This window comes from Arthrobacter sp. DualSoilB13, assembly GCF_055389195.1.
The window spans coordinates 4077645-4092449 of the sequence record NZ_AP035865.1 but is presented as its reverse complement, the minus strand read 5'-3'; the positions used below and the strand labels follow the sequence as shown (position 1 = coordinate 4092449).

Below are 14805 nucleotides of genomic sequence, written 5' to 3'. Positions count from 1 at the left end.
TGTTCCCGCCGCAGGGTCACCCCAAACAGGTGAGTGATGGGCGTTTTCCGAGGTCACGGCTAGGGTAAATATCCGGTCTTATAGGCCGCTGCCACCGCGTCATGCCGTGAACCGGCCCCCAGCTTCGAATAGATAATGCGAACGTGAGTCTTCACCGTGTTCACGGACAAGTGGAGTTCCGCAGCCATCTGTTCCTGCGACAAATGCGATGGAAGGAGAGCGAGGACCTCCCGTTCCCGGGGAGTCAACGACTGCGCTTGCCGGGTGTCAGTGGGCGGCCGCAAAGTCAGCAGCCGCTGGGCCAGGGCCTCTCGGGGCCCATAGGCGCCTACCCTTTCCACCAGGAAGTCCATCACTTCCCGGGGAGCGATGGCCAGGGGTCGGAGGACGTCCAGTTCGTCGGCTATGTGGAGGGCTTCTTCCAGGAGTTTGCCGGCCAGTGTGCGTCGTCCGGTCCGTAGGGCCATGGAGCATTCCAGAACGGTCACGTGGAGCCTGGTCCATTCCAGCAGCGGCGTTATTGTGCCGGCGTGCAATGGCCTGAGGCGGTCCGAAGCAGCGTCGAAGCGGCTGATCCCGGCTGGCCCCTGAGCACGCAGGAGGCAAAGTTCACCCGTTCCTGGAATTCGCTCTTCCGCCCATTCCAACACCTCACGGGCTTGGTCGGCATGGCCAAATGCCAGTGCAGCGGTGTGCTCGATCACAGCGATGCTGGCAGCCAGCGGCCGGGCAAAGACATGGTTTCTGCTGATCCGCAGCCTGGCTTGCCGCAGGTCGCCAAGGGAGTTGCGCCTGTTCCCGGAATCCAGGTGCGCGCATGCTGTAATGATCTCCAGCGTGGCTCGCATGGCACCCCCGACTCCCGTGGAGGAAGACCCGAGTTGTCCGAGTTCGGAAAGGCCTGCCGCGGCAAACTGCAGGGCCTTGTTCGGTTCAGCACGGAGGAGCGCGGCCGAGGCATGCATGAGTGCGCCAGCAGACCTTCCGGCGCCGGCCGTCCACAGTTGTCTCGGCAGCTTTTCCTCTGAGAGCCGCAGAACTTCACCGGCACGGCGGAGCTGGCCTTGCAGCGAATACATGGCTGCCAGTTTGAGATAGACCTTGCCGGCGAGGTAAGCGTTGCCTGCCTCGCTGGCTTCGATGAGGGCTGCGGAAGCTTCGTTCTCGGCAATCCCATAGCTGCCTTCCACCAACGCCGCAGTGACCGTAACCATCCTCGCCTCGATACGGACGTCGCTGTGCCCCGAGAAACGGAGCGCAGCGTGGTCCACGGTGGCCTGCGGGTCATGGCTGTCCCACGCGTCGCTGAACCAGGAAAGTCGCGCTTTTGCCAGAGCCTGCAGCTCTCGGAGTTCGGCAGGAGGGTCGGCAGTCCGATGCCGGTTAGCCGCAGCTAAATAACGGGTAGCGGTGGTGGGCTGACGGCTTTCAACATAGGCCAGTGCGGCAACCACGCAGAGTTTGGGATTCACAGCGAAGAGGGCGTCAGGCAAAGCAGCAATCGCACGGCGGACGTGCACCACTTCACCCGATCCCAAGAGCGCCGCGCCATGCCGTTCAAGGACGTCGATGATCAAATCATTGTCCGCGGAGTCCATGGCGTGCCTGAGCGCCGCAACAGGCTCGCCGGCACACTCATGCCACCGCGCAGCAATCCGGCTGAAGCGCAGTAGTTCGTCGGGGTGCTTCCGGGCCAGCCTGGCTTTGAAATAGCCGCGGATCAGAGGGTGGACCAGGAAGACATTCCGCCCGATGCCTGACGACTCAACGATTCCCTTGTCATCGGCCAGGCGCGAGAGGATGCAGCCGGCGTTCGTGTTGCCAGCAAGGATGTTGGCCTGTGCCGCAACCACCTCGCGGCAAACGCTGGAGCTGGACAGTACATGCCGTTCCTCACGGGAAAGAGCACTGAGGATCTGGTGGTCCAGGTAATCGGAGAGCTGCCGGTCGTTGGCAGCGAGGTCTCCCAGAGCGGCGTCCGGATTGGCAGCCTCGCGAAGATAACGCAAGGCGAGGACCACACAGGCCGGCCACCCCTGGGTCTGCCTGAAAAGCTCAGGCAGTTGCTGCACCCCCACCAGGGTGGTTGTCCTTGCTGCCAGTACGTTGATGTCGTTCACAGTGAAAGCCAGGTCTTTCGCGCCGACCTCAATGACGCGTCCACTCAGCCGGGCAGGTCCCGGGTCAACCGCAGAGTTGTCCCGGAAAGCAAGGACCAGTTGAAGGGGCAGGCCCGCTTGGTTGAGCAATGCGGGTATCCAGTAATCTCGTTCAACCGGAGCAAAGCCGTCCACGCCGTCGATCACCAGACGAATGGTGGTGCCGGATGCAGTCAGTACTTGGGCAAGATCTCCCAGGACGTCCACAGCACAGTCTTCGGCTCCGGAAAATTGCTCCAAAGCGCCCGGTGGAACGGCAGGGCATCGCCGGAGCGCCCCCAATATGGCGGGCCATAGGGCTTCCCTGTTGTGTTGGTCGGGGCCGAGCCACGCGACGTCGTGCAACTGACCTTCCAGCCACTGGCTCAAGAGCACTGTTTTTCCGTACCCTGCGGGGGCGCAGATCAGCACGGTGCTGGCCGTGCAATCAAGCTTGGCCACGAGTCGGGGGCGTGCCATCAATGCCAAGGGCGGCCGTGGGACCGCAGTTGGCTTCGGGCTTAAGAGGTCCGGGCGGGTACCACCTAGGTCGTCCACACCTTCAGTGTAGGGGCGGGGCTTCGAGGATTCACCCGGTATAGACGATCCGCGTGGCGGCCATGGGACGTAAGGATGATCTTGGCGGCCGTGAGACGCTTGGAGAAGGCCCGCGAGAGGGGTTTCACCATGCAGTTTTTCAAGGACATCATGAGTGCCGCGGACTCCGGGTGGGTCTACCCGCTTGGGGCGATCTTTGTTGCGCTCTCGGCCATCTTCCCGCCGATTCCCACGACGTCATTGTTCGTGGCCTTGGGTGCGCTCGCGGCCACGGATAACCTCCCCAACGCGTTCCTGTTGTTCGCAGCCATGCTCGCCGGTGCCGTGGCCGGCGACGTGGGCGCCTACGAATTGGTCCGTCGCCGGGATATGGCCAACTGGAGGATGCTTCAGGGTCCCCGCCCCCAGAAGGCTCTGCACGCATCCCGGGAACGCTTGGCCAAGCATGCGGCCTCGTGGGTCCTGACGTCCAGGTTCGTGCCTATGGGGCGGCTGACCATGAACGTGGCCAGCGCGATCACCCCGGTTCCACGGGGGAGGTTCGTCCTGTATTCGGTGGTGGCAGGCATCGTGTGGTCCGCATACTCCGTGGGTATTGGTGCCCTCTCCGGGCTCCTGCCCGGGCTTTCCACTGAGTTCGCCGTGGTGATTGCCATAGCGTTCTCATTGCTTCTGGGCCGGGCCATCAGCGCTGGAGTGACCTGGTATCTGCAGTTGGATGACTAACCAAGCCACGCTACTGAAGCGAGGACGTCAACCGCGCCAGGTTATCCAGTGCCTTGTGGCCTACTGGCCGGCGGAGCCAGTCCTCCAGCAGCAACTCCGTGCTGGCCGCGCGGTAGCTGTCCTCGACTGCCCGCATTTGGTCGACTATTGAGCGTCCATGAACCAGTACGGAAACTTCCATGTTGAGGCTGAAGGATCGGACATCCATATTGCTCGAGCCGATCACAGCGACGTCGTAGTCCACGGTGAAGTGCTTGGCATGCAGGACTTGCGGGGCCTTGTACAGGTAAATTCGGACGCCTGCCCGCAGTAGAACCTCGTAGTAGGAACGCTGTGCGTGGTAGACCATGGCTTGGTCGCCCACTTCCGAGACGAAGAGCTCCACGTTGAGGCCACGGGAGGCTGCTGTGATGATGGCCAACTGGATGGCCTCGTCCGGTACGAAGTATGGGCTGGTGATGCTGACGCGGTGCTCGGCCTTGTAGATGAGTGTGGTGTAGAGCTTGAGGTTGTTGTCATTGTCGAAGCTGGGGCCACTGGGAAGGACCTGTGCGTCGATGAGCTCGGGTGCGGAACCAAGGACCACCGGCGAAGTGTCCAACGGCAGCAGTGTCTCGGATTCGCTGTACCAGTCAGTGACGAACACTGCGTCCAGTTCCCGCACCACGGGGCCTTCCAACCGCACCATCAATTCGTGCCATTGGAGGCCACGCTTGATGCTGCTCTTCTTGTTATAGGACGCATCTATGAGGTTTTGCGAGCCCGTGTATCCCACGCTGCCGTCCACTACCACCAGCTTGCGATGATTGCGCAGATCCGGGCGCTGCCACTGTCCTTTGAAAGGACGCAAGGGGAGCATGGCATGCCATTCGGCGCCCATCCCATCAAAAGCGCTCAGCATGTCCCGATACGTGGGGTCGCGGACCGCTGCCAAATGGTCGAAGAGGACGCGGACCGCAACTCCCCGCCGGCAAGCCCTGGCCATGGCCTCGAAGAACGGCTCAGTTGTGGGGTCCAACGCCAAAATGTAGAACTCCACGTGCACGTACTCCGTGGCGGCGTCGATGTCCGCGATCATGCGGTCGAAGCTTCCTTTGTAGTCCTCCAGCAATTCGGCCCGATTGCCGCCCACCATGGGCAGCGCGCCCAGCCGGAGGTTAAGTTCGACGGCGGAGCGCAGCCAAGCGGGCCAGTCCTCACTGTGGCTCACTGCTGAGAGGCCAGGCGTCCGTGCCAGCATGAGCTCGTTGACGACGCGCTGCTTATCGCGCCTGGCCTTGGGAAGTTTTCCGCGGCCAACCAGCAGGAATGCCGCCATTCCCAAATAGGGGATGAAGATGATAGCCAGCACCCAGGCAATGGCAGAAGACGGCCGCCTGTTTGCGGAGACCATCACTGCCGCGATTGATCCGAGCACAATGTGGAGCGCCAACAAGATCCAGGCGACAGCATCGGCGTCGTTCAGTAGTCCTTGCACGCCGCGCTACTTGGCGTTCTGCTGCGGTATGACCACCTTTTTGATGATCAGCAGAATAGAGGCCGTGGTGGGGCACGCTATCAGCGCCCCCAGCAGGCCCAGGAGCGTCCCGCCCACCATCGCGCCAATGAGGACCAGGGAGCCTGGGATGCTGATCGCCTTTCCCACTATGCGTGGTGTGAGCACGTAGGCCTCCACCTGCATGTAAGCCAGCATGACGAGGAAGACCACAAGGGCCGTCGAGGGAGAGGTGAAAAGTGACACCACGGTAATGATTGCCGTGCTGATGGCGCTGCCCACCAAAGGTATGAGGGTGATGGGGAACGCCAGGACAGCGAGGACCGCCGCGTACCTGACTCCTGCAACAGACAGGAGAATGAAGGTGAAGATCGCATTGAACAACGCAAGGATGGACATGCCGCTGAGGTATTTACCCACCGAAGCAACAATTGTGTCGGTTATCTCCGCGAATGATTCCCGTCGTGATGCGGGAACCAGGGAGTAAAGGCTGGCTTTCATCATTTCGTGCCCAGCCACAAAATAGAGGGTCAGGACAACAACAAAAATTACGGCGAAGGTGCCATTCACCACGTTGTAGCCCACCTGCACGGCACCCCCGCCAATGGCGAGCCACACATTGGGATCCGCCGCCGAGGTTTCCAGCCACTCCAAGAGCGGGGTCAGCGCTCCTCCTAAGGTTCCGTTAAATTCCAGGAACCATTCCTGTTCACTGACTGCTTCGAAACTGGATGGCAGCAAACTGACCAGCGCTGCGCCTTCCTCCACCAGGATGGGGACGATGAACCGTATCAGCACGGCCACCAGCAGCAGGAAGCCAACCGCCACGGCAAGGACTGCGCCGCCGCGGGAGAATTTCCACCGTTCCAGCCAACGAACCAGGGGATAGAGGCCCAGGGAGATGAACAATGCGGCAAAGATCAAGGTCAGCGAATACCGCAATGTGATGACTGCGGAGCCCAAAGCCAGGGCTACAAGTACACCGAGCGCTGCGATGAGGCCGAAGCGGAACGGTCCGCCTTCCAACAGGGGGAATGCCTTCAATCGCGTCATGCGGTCCCTTTCGGCTGTACGTGAAGAGCAGACCGTAGCCCGGGTCAGGCCAAAGCGATCTCCTTGAGGCGAGCGTACTCGGCTTCGTTAATGTCTCCAGCGGCAAGCAGCGCTTTGGCCGCTTCGATTTGTTGGGTGGGGGAGGGGGCTCCGGCGACGTCGCGGATGTAGTTCTCCGCCTCTTCCACCGATTCCCTGACCCGAATTTCACTACGCAGAGCCATGCCCTTTCCACGCATGATGACGTAGATCAATGCGGAGATGAAAGGAGCCACGAACAGGCATAGGATCCACAATGCTTTTACGCCACCACTCAGGGCTTTATCGCGGAGAAGATCGGAGATGATCTGAAAGAGGAGGATCAAATAGGCAACAAAGAAAGACGCAACAATGATGCTCCACAACGATTCCAAAAAGCTCATGGTGTCTTTCCCATCGTTCGTTCGGCCCGGGGCTGGACCGTCGTCCTCCGGCTGGGGAATCGCTCCCCGGCTGGACCACAACACCATTCTCGATTCGCCAGCACCCCCAGCGCGCGTGCCTTCAGGGGATCGGTATCGATTGGGTAGAAAGATCACCCACTAAGGGTGAGCGGCTTGATGGCGTTGGACGACTGACGGATTGATACGTGCCCGCTGCCGGTCACAAATCCCCCGTAGCGCCGTGGCTGCAGCTCGCATCCGGAGGTCCGCTACGCTGCTCAGAGCCACGCCAATCCGCACGCATAGGGCCACCAATGACGCACTCTTTCGCAGCCGACAACGCCCTCCCGCAGTCGCAACATTCGCCGGGACCGACGCCCGAGCACAGCCCCGAACGCAGCCCCGAGCGCTCCGCGGCCGGCACCGCTCTGGGAGCCTTCGGAATGGTGGCACTCATCGGCGTGATCGCACTCCTCCTCCACATGCTCGCGGAGCATTCTCCGCGAGTGGGTCCCGGTTACGCCGGCTGGGCGCAGGAAACCATCGGTTCCGCTCTGGCCGCGGTGCGCTGGTTCCTCGGTGACATGACCGAGCCGCTGTTCTACAAGTCCGATCTCGGAGCGGTCGGACTGCTCACGGGTGCCGCGTTAGCGTGGTGCGTTGGCCGTCGCGGTGTGAAGTGGGTCGGCACACTTAGCTACGATTCCGGGCTGTGGCCCTGGGTTTTGGCTTCCGCTTCGATGAGTTTGTTGCTGTCCAACCTGGTGTTCGGTTGGGTGCTCGACGACGGGTGGCAGCCAACGTTCGTTCCGTTCGTTTGCGTCGCTCCCGCTATGGTCCTGCTGTACGGGGCTGGTTGGCGGACCTGCATCACCGGAGCGATCCTGGGTGCAGCTACCACCACACCGTTGGCGTTGCTGTTTATCCCCACTGTTTCAGCCCCGCTTGCCCTGCCGGCTGTGGTGGCAAGCGTGCTCGCCATGTCAGTGGGCTCGGTCATCTCATTCCTGATAGCCCGGCGTCTGCCGTGGCTTGTCCTGCGGGAGTCTCGGGAGGTTCGCCCTGCCACGCAAGCGGAGCTGCCGCCGTCGAGCCTCAACCGGCGCGTTCCCGCCGACGCCGCTTGGGCTGCGCGGCGGGTCCTCAAGGACTTCACGGAAACTCATTTCTTCGCCAACGAGCTCGCCGGCGCCGGTGTAATCCTTGCTGTGGCCGCGGCATTTGTCCTGAACCCGGGACTGCCGTCGTACGGGACCGGCCTGCTGCCGCACATACTGTTTGCCCAGGCACTGACCTCGGCTATCGGTGTCACGCTGTGGCGGGGCTGGTACCGCGAGGGCGGATGGGCGGCCACCTACGCGTCCGTTGTGTCGGTTGCCCCGGCGGCAGTCCTCGCGTACGGCGGCTCCTGGCAGGGAATGGTGGGTGGTGCCGTGATAGGTGCCATCCTGGCACCGCCTGTAGCCAAGGCGATCTCTGCGCGGCTGCCCACCGGCTTCCATCCCGTCATCGGCAACACGGCCGCCATGGCAATCTCGACGGCGGTCGCCTTGCCCCTGATTGGGCTGCTGCCGTAGTTCGCGTGTCCCCGCCCAAGTGACGTGGGGCCAACCCGGCCGGTGTTTAGCCGCCGACGTGATGAATCGTGAACGCACTCAGGAATCCCACCGCGGCCGTTAGCCCGGTCAGATTATGGTGCTCCTCGAAGGCCTCGGGAATCATGGTGTCCGCGAGCATGGCGAGGATTCCGCCCGCGGCAATGGCCGTGATAAACGAGATCACGCTCTCCGGAGCATTTTCCAAGGCGGTGTATCCCAGCAGGGCAGCAAGCCCGCTGAACACTGCAATGCCGGCCCAGGTGCCAAAGACGTAGGCGGGGCTGCGTCCGGCCTTCTTCATGCCTGCCGTGCTGGAGAGGCCTTCCGGGACGTTGGATATGAAGACGGCGGCGAGCATGGCCGGACTCACTGCTCCGCCGGCGAGAAGGCCAACACCAAGGACCACTGATTCCGGGATGCCGTCAATAAGTGCCCCTACTGCGATGGCCCTGCCGCTTCCCGGGGAATCCTTCTCCGAGGGCTGAGGTCCACCGGAACGTTTCCGATGCTTGGCTCCAGCCCGGGCCAGCAAGACGTTGGAGCCCACAAAGATCACCGCCCCCAAAAGGAAGCCAAAGATGGTGGGGATCAGTCCGCCGCCCTCAACGGCCTCATCCACAAGTTCGAACGACAATGCAGAGATCAGGACGCCGGCGCCGAATGCCATCACCGTGGACACGATTTTGGCCGGCACTTTCCAGATCCACGCTATGCCCGCTCCGAGGACTAAAGCGCCACCGGCAAGTGATCCCCACATCAAGGCCTGCAACCACATTGGCATGAGTCCCACCCTTCCATTGGCCGTTCATGTGCATCAAGAAGTGTTGCACATGGGGTTCGATGGGCTATCCCGACGTGCGTAGATTGCCCGGGGTTCGGCTGGGTTGGGCTGGGCTGGGTTGTATTTGGCTGCGGGAGTCTTGAGGTTTTCCTGAGGAAGTGTTGCGGGTATGCAGGATTTGTTCTTGATCCGGGCCCGGCACAGTAGTTCTTGTCAGCCACACAGGCTGGAAACGAACGGCCGGCCGGTCTCACGGTGGCCTCCCGAAAGGAAACTGATCCCCATGGCCATCAGCCTCAAGACCACCTCCGGCAAGATCCTCGCTTCCGTCGCACTGGTCGGCACCGCAGCCGCCGTCGCCGGCATGGGCACCTACGGCGCGTTCACCTCTTCGACCTCCGCCTCCCAAGCCGTCACCGCAGGAACGGTCACCATCGCCCTGGGCGCACCCGGTCCGGCCAACACCCTCAACGTCCCGGTCGCTGGACTGCTGCCCGGTGACAAGGTCGAAAAACTCGTCACCCTGGCCAACACCGGCAACTCGGACCTGAACAACGTCACCCTCACCACCAACGCCGGCACCACCGCATCCCTGCTCACCACGGACGTGACCAACGGCCTGCAGCTGACCATCGAAAACTGCTCCGTGGCCTGGACCGGCGCCGCAGCCCCGTACAACTGCACCGGGACCAAGACCACCGTCCTGGCCTCCGGACCGGTCATCGCAGCGAACAAGGTCCTGAACAACCTCACCTCGCTGACCTCGGCCAAGACCGACAACCTCAAAGTCACCACCGCGTTCCCCACCACCGCGAACAACGACTTCCAAGGCGCCACCTCCACCATCGCCTTCGCCTTCACCGGCACCCAACGCACCGAAACCACCAAGTAAACAACACCACCGGCCCCGCCGGGTCTGATCGGTTCCTTTCCCCCAGCCCGATCAGGCCCGGCGAGTATCCCGTCAAGCACAGCCGCTTCACCAGAACGGAGAATCACCACCAGCCCCGCCGGGCCTGGTCGGGCGCCCCCCTGCCCGATCAGGTCCGCCGGTATTGACGCACCCGGTTCTGCTGTTGGGCAGCGTTTCTGCTGGAGAGCGGTTCTCCTGTGGGTCACCGGTTTCGCTGTTCAACACGGTGAGCGCGCCTTACCCCCCACGAACTTCAACCCCCACCACGGAAGGAACGCCACGTCATGAGCATTATCACCAGCATCAAAGAACCCGCACTCCACGGCCGGCGTTCCGCCGGGGAGGCTAGTGCCGCCGTCGGAATTTCAGCTGATGCGGCCACCCCAACTGTTGCCGCCGCAGCTGCCGTCACAACTGCGGCCCCTACAACTGCTGCCAGGGCCGCTGGCACTGCTGGCCGGTTTCGTCGGATTGCCGGCAAAGTGGTCAAGGGCATCGGCGTGGGCATGCTGATCCTAGGCGCGTTGGTGTTCCTGTTCCTGGCGATCGGGCCACGGATCCTGGGTTACCAAACCTCCACCATGCTCACCGGTTCCATGGCCCCGCTGATCAACCCGGGCGACGTCGTGGTCACCGTCCCCACCCCCACCACCGACGTCAAAGTAGGCGACATCATCACCTACCACATCCCCGTCGAAGACCAGCGCGTGGAAACCCACCGCATCACCGAGATCACCACCACCGCCGACGGCGGAATCGCAGTCCAGACCAAAGGCGACGCCAACAACGGCCTCGACCCCTGGATCGCCACCCTCCAAGGCAACACCGTGGACAAGCACGTAGCCACCATCCCCTACGTTGGCAACGCCATCCGGGCCCTGCGCGAACCCATCGTCATGAACACCCTCATGTACGGCGCACCCGCCATCCTCGTCATCGGAATGCTGGCCTCCATCTGGACCAAAGACCCGGACAACACAGCCCCGCAAGGCACCGCGAAGCCCCAGGCGGCAAACGGTGAGTGAGGACCCGGGCCCCGCAACGGAGGCCACCACCTTGGAACCGTGCCGCCTTCAAGAGTTGGCTGACGAGCTGGGAGATCCATCACCGGCGCTCGGTTTTCTCTCCAATTACCTGTCCATGCTGCCGGACCGGGTGCTGAGCATCTCCAACGGCTTATGCGGGCACAACGCTGAAGCGAGTATGGACGCCATCCTGAGCCTGAAGATTTCCTCGGCCATGGTGGGAGCCATGGAGACGGAGGATCAGTGCCAGGTCATTGAACGGATGATCCGGGAAGACCACTTCGACTCCGCAATCCGGGCATTCCCGGCCCTTCAGAAGTCCACGGACCGCTGCTTTGCCGAGGGTCCGCAGCTGCTGGGGAAAGCACGGGAGTCCCTCTGCACCACGCCCCGGACTTCTCTCTAGTGCGAAGCGCTCACCTGGTGTTCAGCACTCACCGGTCGTTCAGCACTCACCTGGTGTTCAGCGCTCTGCCGGCACGCTGGTGTCGGCCGTTGTGACCTGGTGCGGCACGAGGAACAGCGCGGCTACGGCCAACAGCCCGGCGGCGGCGAAAACGTAGAAGCCTGCAGGGTAAGCGATGTTTGCGGCAACCAAAGTCCCCGTCACCGCCGGCCCGACGATTGCGCCGAGCCGGCCCACCCCTGCTGCGAAGCCCAGCGCCGTACCACGAAGGCGGGGAGGGAAGAGTTGGCTGACCCAGGCGTACACCAGTACCTGGGAGCTGAAGACGAAGACCCCCGTGACGAATACGGCTGCGTTGAGCAGGAACTCGTTCTGGATTTTGACGCTCAGGATCGCCAGCAACACTGCGGACAAACCGAACCACATCAGCACGATCTTTTTGGTCCCGTGTTTGTCGGCCAGGATTCCGGCGAGGAAGAGACCAGCGACGGCGCCGAGGTTGAGGACCAGCAGCAGTGTAAGGCCCGTGCTAACCGGGTAACCTGCGGCTGCCATCAGCTGTGGCAGCCACGTGTTCAGGCCGTAGACCAGCAGCAACCCCATGAACGAGGCGATGCCGATACCCAAGGCAACCATCGGATACGGCTTCTGCAGGAGGTCGCGGAAACCTGTCTTCGGCTTGGCGCTGGTTGAACGCCCGACGGCGGTTGTTGCGTTTGCGGGTTGGCTCGTCTTGAGTTCGCTGGCCTGCGTCGGAGCCGTTGTGGCCGGGGTGCCTGCAGCAGGGGCTGCTTCAGGGAGAGACTCCGGGAGTTTCGCCCACAGGAAGGGCAGAAGGGCGAGACCCGCAACGCCGCCGATGATGAACATGAGCCGCCAGTTCGGAACGATGAAAATTGCCAGAAGCGCCGTTGCTACGGCGCCAACGTGGTAGCCGGTCATGGTCCGGGTAGTGGACTTGCCAGCCGATCCGGCAGGGGCGTAGTCGTTGATGTACGCCAAAGCCGCAGGGAGGCACGCGCCCAAGCCGAGTCCGGCCAGCATACGAAGCAGGGAGAAGACGGCGACATTCGGGGCGAAGGCAACTCCGACGGTGAACAGCGAGAAGCTTGCTACGCAGGCGATCAGGAGTTTACGGCGTCCGAATTTGTCCGAAAGCGGCGCGATGAAGAGGGCGCCGAGGCCCACACCTACCAATGAAATGGTGGCGGCGAAGGTAGCCCCGAACGCGTCAAAGCCCAACTCGCCGGTCTTGATGAGTGTTGGGATGACGGTACCCAGGACAACGAGGTCGAAGCCGTCCAACACCATGGCCAGCCAGCAAAGCCAGACGGGCCATTGAGAGCGGCGGGCAGATGACATCGTTGGCATAGCGTCCTCGGTACTTCGCAGATAGGTCGACCCACCGCAGAACGGTCGGTCGGTCGGTTAAGAGAGTTGTATCACCGCGCGGTGTTGCCTGGCACACGTTCTACCATTGAACGGAAGGGAGCCAGCAGGGCATTCGCCCAGGCCGTGTCCCGGAGCACCGCAATCAGCAGACTGATGAGCGCCCTCATGAGGCGGCGGCCGGAAGCAAAGGAGCAGAGCATGGCAAACTCGGCGTCAGGCGATTCAGTGGTAGACCGCGTGGTGCGGGTCATAGAGGCCTTCCCGGAAGGGACCACCTCGCTGCAGCTAAGCGAGTTGGCTGACCGATCTGGACTTCCGTTGTCATCAGCCCACCGACTGGTCCGGCAACTCTCCGAACATGGACTCTTGGACCTCGGCGCGGGCGGTACTGTTCGCTTGGGTCTGCGTTTATGGGAACTCGTCAACCGCAATTCACCCACACTGGCTCTCAGGCAGGCTGCCATGCCGTTCATGGAAGATATACAGCAAGTCCTCAACCAGAATGTGAATCTGGCGGTGCTTGACGGGTGGGAGGCACTATTTGTGGAGCGGCTTTCGCGTCGGGGATCAGTGGCCAACCGGGCGCGGATCGCCGGGCGGATGCCCGTCCACATTTCCTCGGCCGGTCTGGCCCTGATGTCGAACCAATCGCGCGAATTGCAGACGGAGTACCTCCGGCAATTCGCAGATCCCAGCGCAAAGGTAACTGCCGGCGTCGTGCGTCAACTTCTAGCCGAAGCGGCGCAGCAGGGGTACGCGCAATTGGCTGGTGTGGTGGATCCCGATACGTGGGGGATTGCCGTGCCGGTGATCAACAGCAAGCGTCGCACCGTGGCGGCGCTCGGAGTGGTTGTGCCGCTGGCGGAAATGCGACTTCAGGCGCTGGTGCCCGCGCTCCAAACGGCTGCCCGGGGGATAGGACGTCAACTCGGCGATTAAAGTCTAGCTTCCGTTCAACGGAATTGTTGTCACGCCAATCACTCCTCGCGGGCCACACTGAATACAAGATTCATCCCGCTTCATGGCAAGCAGGGATCCGCAACGAAGCGAGGAACCATGGCACGTACACCGATTACCACCCAAGTGGCCATCATGGGTGCAGGCCCAGCCGGCCTGATGCTCTCCCATCTGCTGGCCAAGCAGGGCATCGAATCTGTGGTGGTGGAAATCCGCAGCCGCAAGGAAATTCAGGAAACGGTTCGTGCAGGCATCCTTGAGCACGGAACAGTGAACCTGCTGGTGGATTCCGGCGTCTCGGACCGGGTATTGCGCGAGGGCGACCGACACGACGGCATCGAACTGCGGTTCAACGGTGAGAGCCACCGCATCAACTTCAAAGAGCTCGTGGGTGAATCCGTGTGGCTGTACCCGCAGACAGACGTGTTCGCGGACCTTGCCGCAAAGCGGGCGGCCGACGGCGGCGACGTCCGGTACAGCGTCACGGACACCACCGTGCACGACCTCGAAGGCAAGCCAAAGGTCTGGTTCACCGACTCCGACGGACAGGAGTTCGAAATCCAGGCCGACTTCCTGGTGGGTGCCGACGGGTCGCGCAGCCACTGCCGCTTCCAGATCCCCGAAGCCAACCGCAAGTGGTACTTCCACGAGTACCCGTTCGCGTGGTTCGGAATACTCGCTGAGGCCCCGCGCAGCGCCGACGAACTCATCTACGCGAACTCCGAGAACGGGTTTGCCCTGATCAGCCAGCGCACCGAAACCGTTCAACGCATGTATTTTCAGTGCGACCCCAAAGAGAACGTGGCCGACTGGGACGACGAACGGATCTGGTCCGAGTTCCGCAAGCGCGTCAACGGCAACGGCTTTGAACTCAAAGAGGGGCCCGTTCTGGAAAAGATGGTTTTGCCTTTCCGCAGCTTTGTTCACACACCCATGCGGCACGGAAACCTCTTCCTCGCCGGCGATGCAGCGCACACAGTGCCGCCCACTGGCGCCAAAGGCCTGAACCTGGCAATCCACGACGTCAAGGTGCTCTTCGAGGGGCTGGATTCCTTCTACTCCAACGGCTCCACCGCGCTGCTCGATTCCTATAGCGACCGCGCCCTGGACCGCGTATGGAAGGCCCAGCACTTCTCTTACTGGATGACGTCCATGCTCCACACCGTGCCAGGTGCCGACGATTTCGACCGCGCCCGCCAGCTTGGTGAGCTTCACTCCGTGGTCACATCCGAGCATGCCAAGGCGTACCTCGCGGAGTCGTACACGGGCTGGCCAACCTCGCGGTAGCGCTCTTTTTTGGGGGCTGCTGGGCGCTGTCGTTGCTGCGCTGGTTGCTGGTTG

13 protein-coding genes are annotated in these 14805 nt (G+C 62.3%); 7 read left to right on the top strand and 6 right to left on the bottom strand.

Annotated elements, in window-relative coordinates:
- Positions 1–59: 59 nt before the first annotated feature.
- Positions 60–2696, bottom strand: coding sequence for a LuxR C-terminal-related transcriptional regulator (locus ACZ5J0_RS18895; protein ID WP_464093793.1), 2637 nt, complete (start codon positions 2694–2696; stop codon positions 60–62).
- A 75-nt stretch (positions 2697–2771) separates the two neighbouring features.
- Here ACZ5J0_RS18895 and ACZ5J0_RS18890 point away from each other — a divergent pair, with 75 nt between their 5' ends.
- A complete protein-coding gene (locus tag ACZ5J0_RS18890; RefSeq protein WP_223941211.1) occupies positions 2772–3422 on the top strand; it encodes a DedA family protein in 651 nt (216 codons plus the stop codon).
- A 10-nt stretch (positions 3423–3432) separates the two neighbouring features.
- On the opposite strand, the gene cls is transcribed toward ACZ5J0_RS18890, so the two are convergent.
- From cls to ACZ5J0_RS18875, 3 genes are read right to left on the bottom strand one after another with little or no spacing between them, the layout of a single operon-like run.
- Entirely contained in the window at positions 3433–4899 is a 1467-nt protein-coding gene (gene cls / locus ACZ5J0_RS18885; RefSeq protein WP_464093792.1) for a cardiolipin synthase, read from the bottom strand.
- A 6-nt stretch (positions 4900–4905) separates the two neighbouring features.
- Positions 4906–5970 carry an AI-2E family transporter gene (locus ACZ5J0_RS18880; protein WP_464093791.1) on the bottom strand — a complete coding sequence of 355 codons (1065 nt, stop codon included), beginning with the start codon at positions 5968–5970 and terminating at the stop codon, positions 4906–4908.
- Positions 5971–6014: 44 nt separating this feature from the next.
- The gene (locus ACZ5J0_RS18875; protein ID WP_464093790.1) at positions 6015–6392 is read right to left on the bottom strand and encodes a hypothetical protein; all 378 of its coding nucleotides are present in this window, start codon (positions 6390–6392) and stop codon (positions 6015–6017) included.
- 314 nt (positions 6393–6706) lie between these two features.
- On the opposite strand from ACZ5J0_RS18875, the gene ACZ5J0_RS18870 reads away from it, so the two are divergent.
- Complete coding sequence (locus ACZ5J0_RS18870) at positions 6707–7969, top strand: hypothetical protein (RefSeq protein ID WP_464093789.1); 1263 nt, start codon at positions 6707–6709, stop codon at positions 7967–7969.
- 46 nt (positions 7970–8015) lie between these two features.
- On the opposite strand, the gene ACZ5J0_RS18865 is transcribed toward ACZ5J0_RS18870, so the two are convergent.
- Positions 8016–8771, bottom strand: a complete 756-nt coding sequence (locus tag ACZ5J0_RS18865) for a ZIP family metal transporter (protein WP_464093788.1) — start codon at positions 8769–8771, stop codon at positions 8016–8018.
- A 283-nt stretch (positions 8772–9054) separates the two neighbouring features.
- Between ACZ5J0_RS18865 and ACZ5J0_RS18860 the strand changes: the two genes are divergently transcribed.
- The 3 genes from ACZ5J0_RS18860 (at position 9055) to ACZ5J0_RS18850 (ending at position 11115) form a co-directional block, all read left to right on the top strand.
- Positions 9055–9663 carry a TasA family protein gene (locus ACZ5J0_RS18860; protein WP_142936802.1) on the top strand — a complete coding sequence of 203 codons (609 nt, stop codon included), beginning with the start codon at positions 9055–9057 and terminating at the stop codon, positions 9661–9663.
- Between the two features lie 305 nt (positions 9664–9968).
- Positions 9969–10709 (top strand): signal peptidase I, encoded by a 741-nt coding sequence (locus ACZ5J0_RS18855; protein WP_166841869.1) that lies wholly within the window; start codon positions 9969–9971, stop codon positions 10707–10709.
- Positions 10702–11115 (top strand): Hpt domain-containing protein, encoded by a 414-nt coding sequence (locus tag ACZ5J0_RS18850; protein WP_464093787.1) that lies wholly within the window; start codon positions 10702–10704, stop codon positions 11113–11115. Before ACZ5J0_RS18855 ends, ACZ5J0_RS18850 begins: the two co-directional genes overlap by 8 nt.
- Before the next feature lie 57 nt (positions 11116–11172).
- On the opposite strand, the gene ACZ5J0_RS18845 is transcribed toward ACZ5J0_RS18850, so the two are convergent.
- Positions 11173–12486, bottom strand: coding sequence for an MFS transporter (locus ACZ5J0_RS18845; protein WP_464093786.1), 1314 nt, complete (start codon positions 12484–12486; stop codon positions 11173–11175).
- Positions 12487–12705: 219 nt separating this feature from the next.
- Here ACZ5J0_RS18845 and ACZ5J0_RS18840 point away from each other — a divergent pair, with 219 nt between their 5' ends.
- Together ACZ5J0_RS18840 and ACZ5J0_RS18835 are read left to right on the top strand one after the other, a co-directional pair.
- Positions 12706–13446 carry an IclR family transcriptional regulator gene (locus tag ACZ5J0_RS18840; RefSeq protein ID WP_142937490.1) on the top strand — a complete coding sequence of 247 codons (741 nt, stop codon included), beginning with the start codon at positions 12706–12708 and terminating at the stop codon, positions 13444–13446.
- A gap of 117 nt (positions 13447–13563) precedes the next feature.
- The gene (locus tag ACZ5J0_RS18835; RefSeq protein ID WP_142937491.1) at positions 13564–14751 is read left to right on the top strand and encodes a 4-hydroxybenzoate 3-monooxygenase; all 1188 of its coding nucleotides are present in this window, start codon (positions 13564–13566) and stop codon (positions 14749–14751) included.
- Positions 14752–14805: the final 54 nt, after the last annotated feature.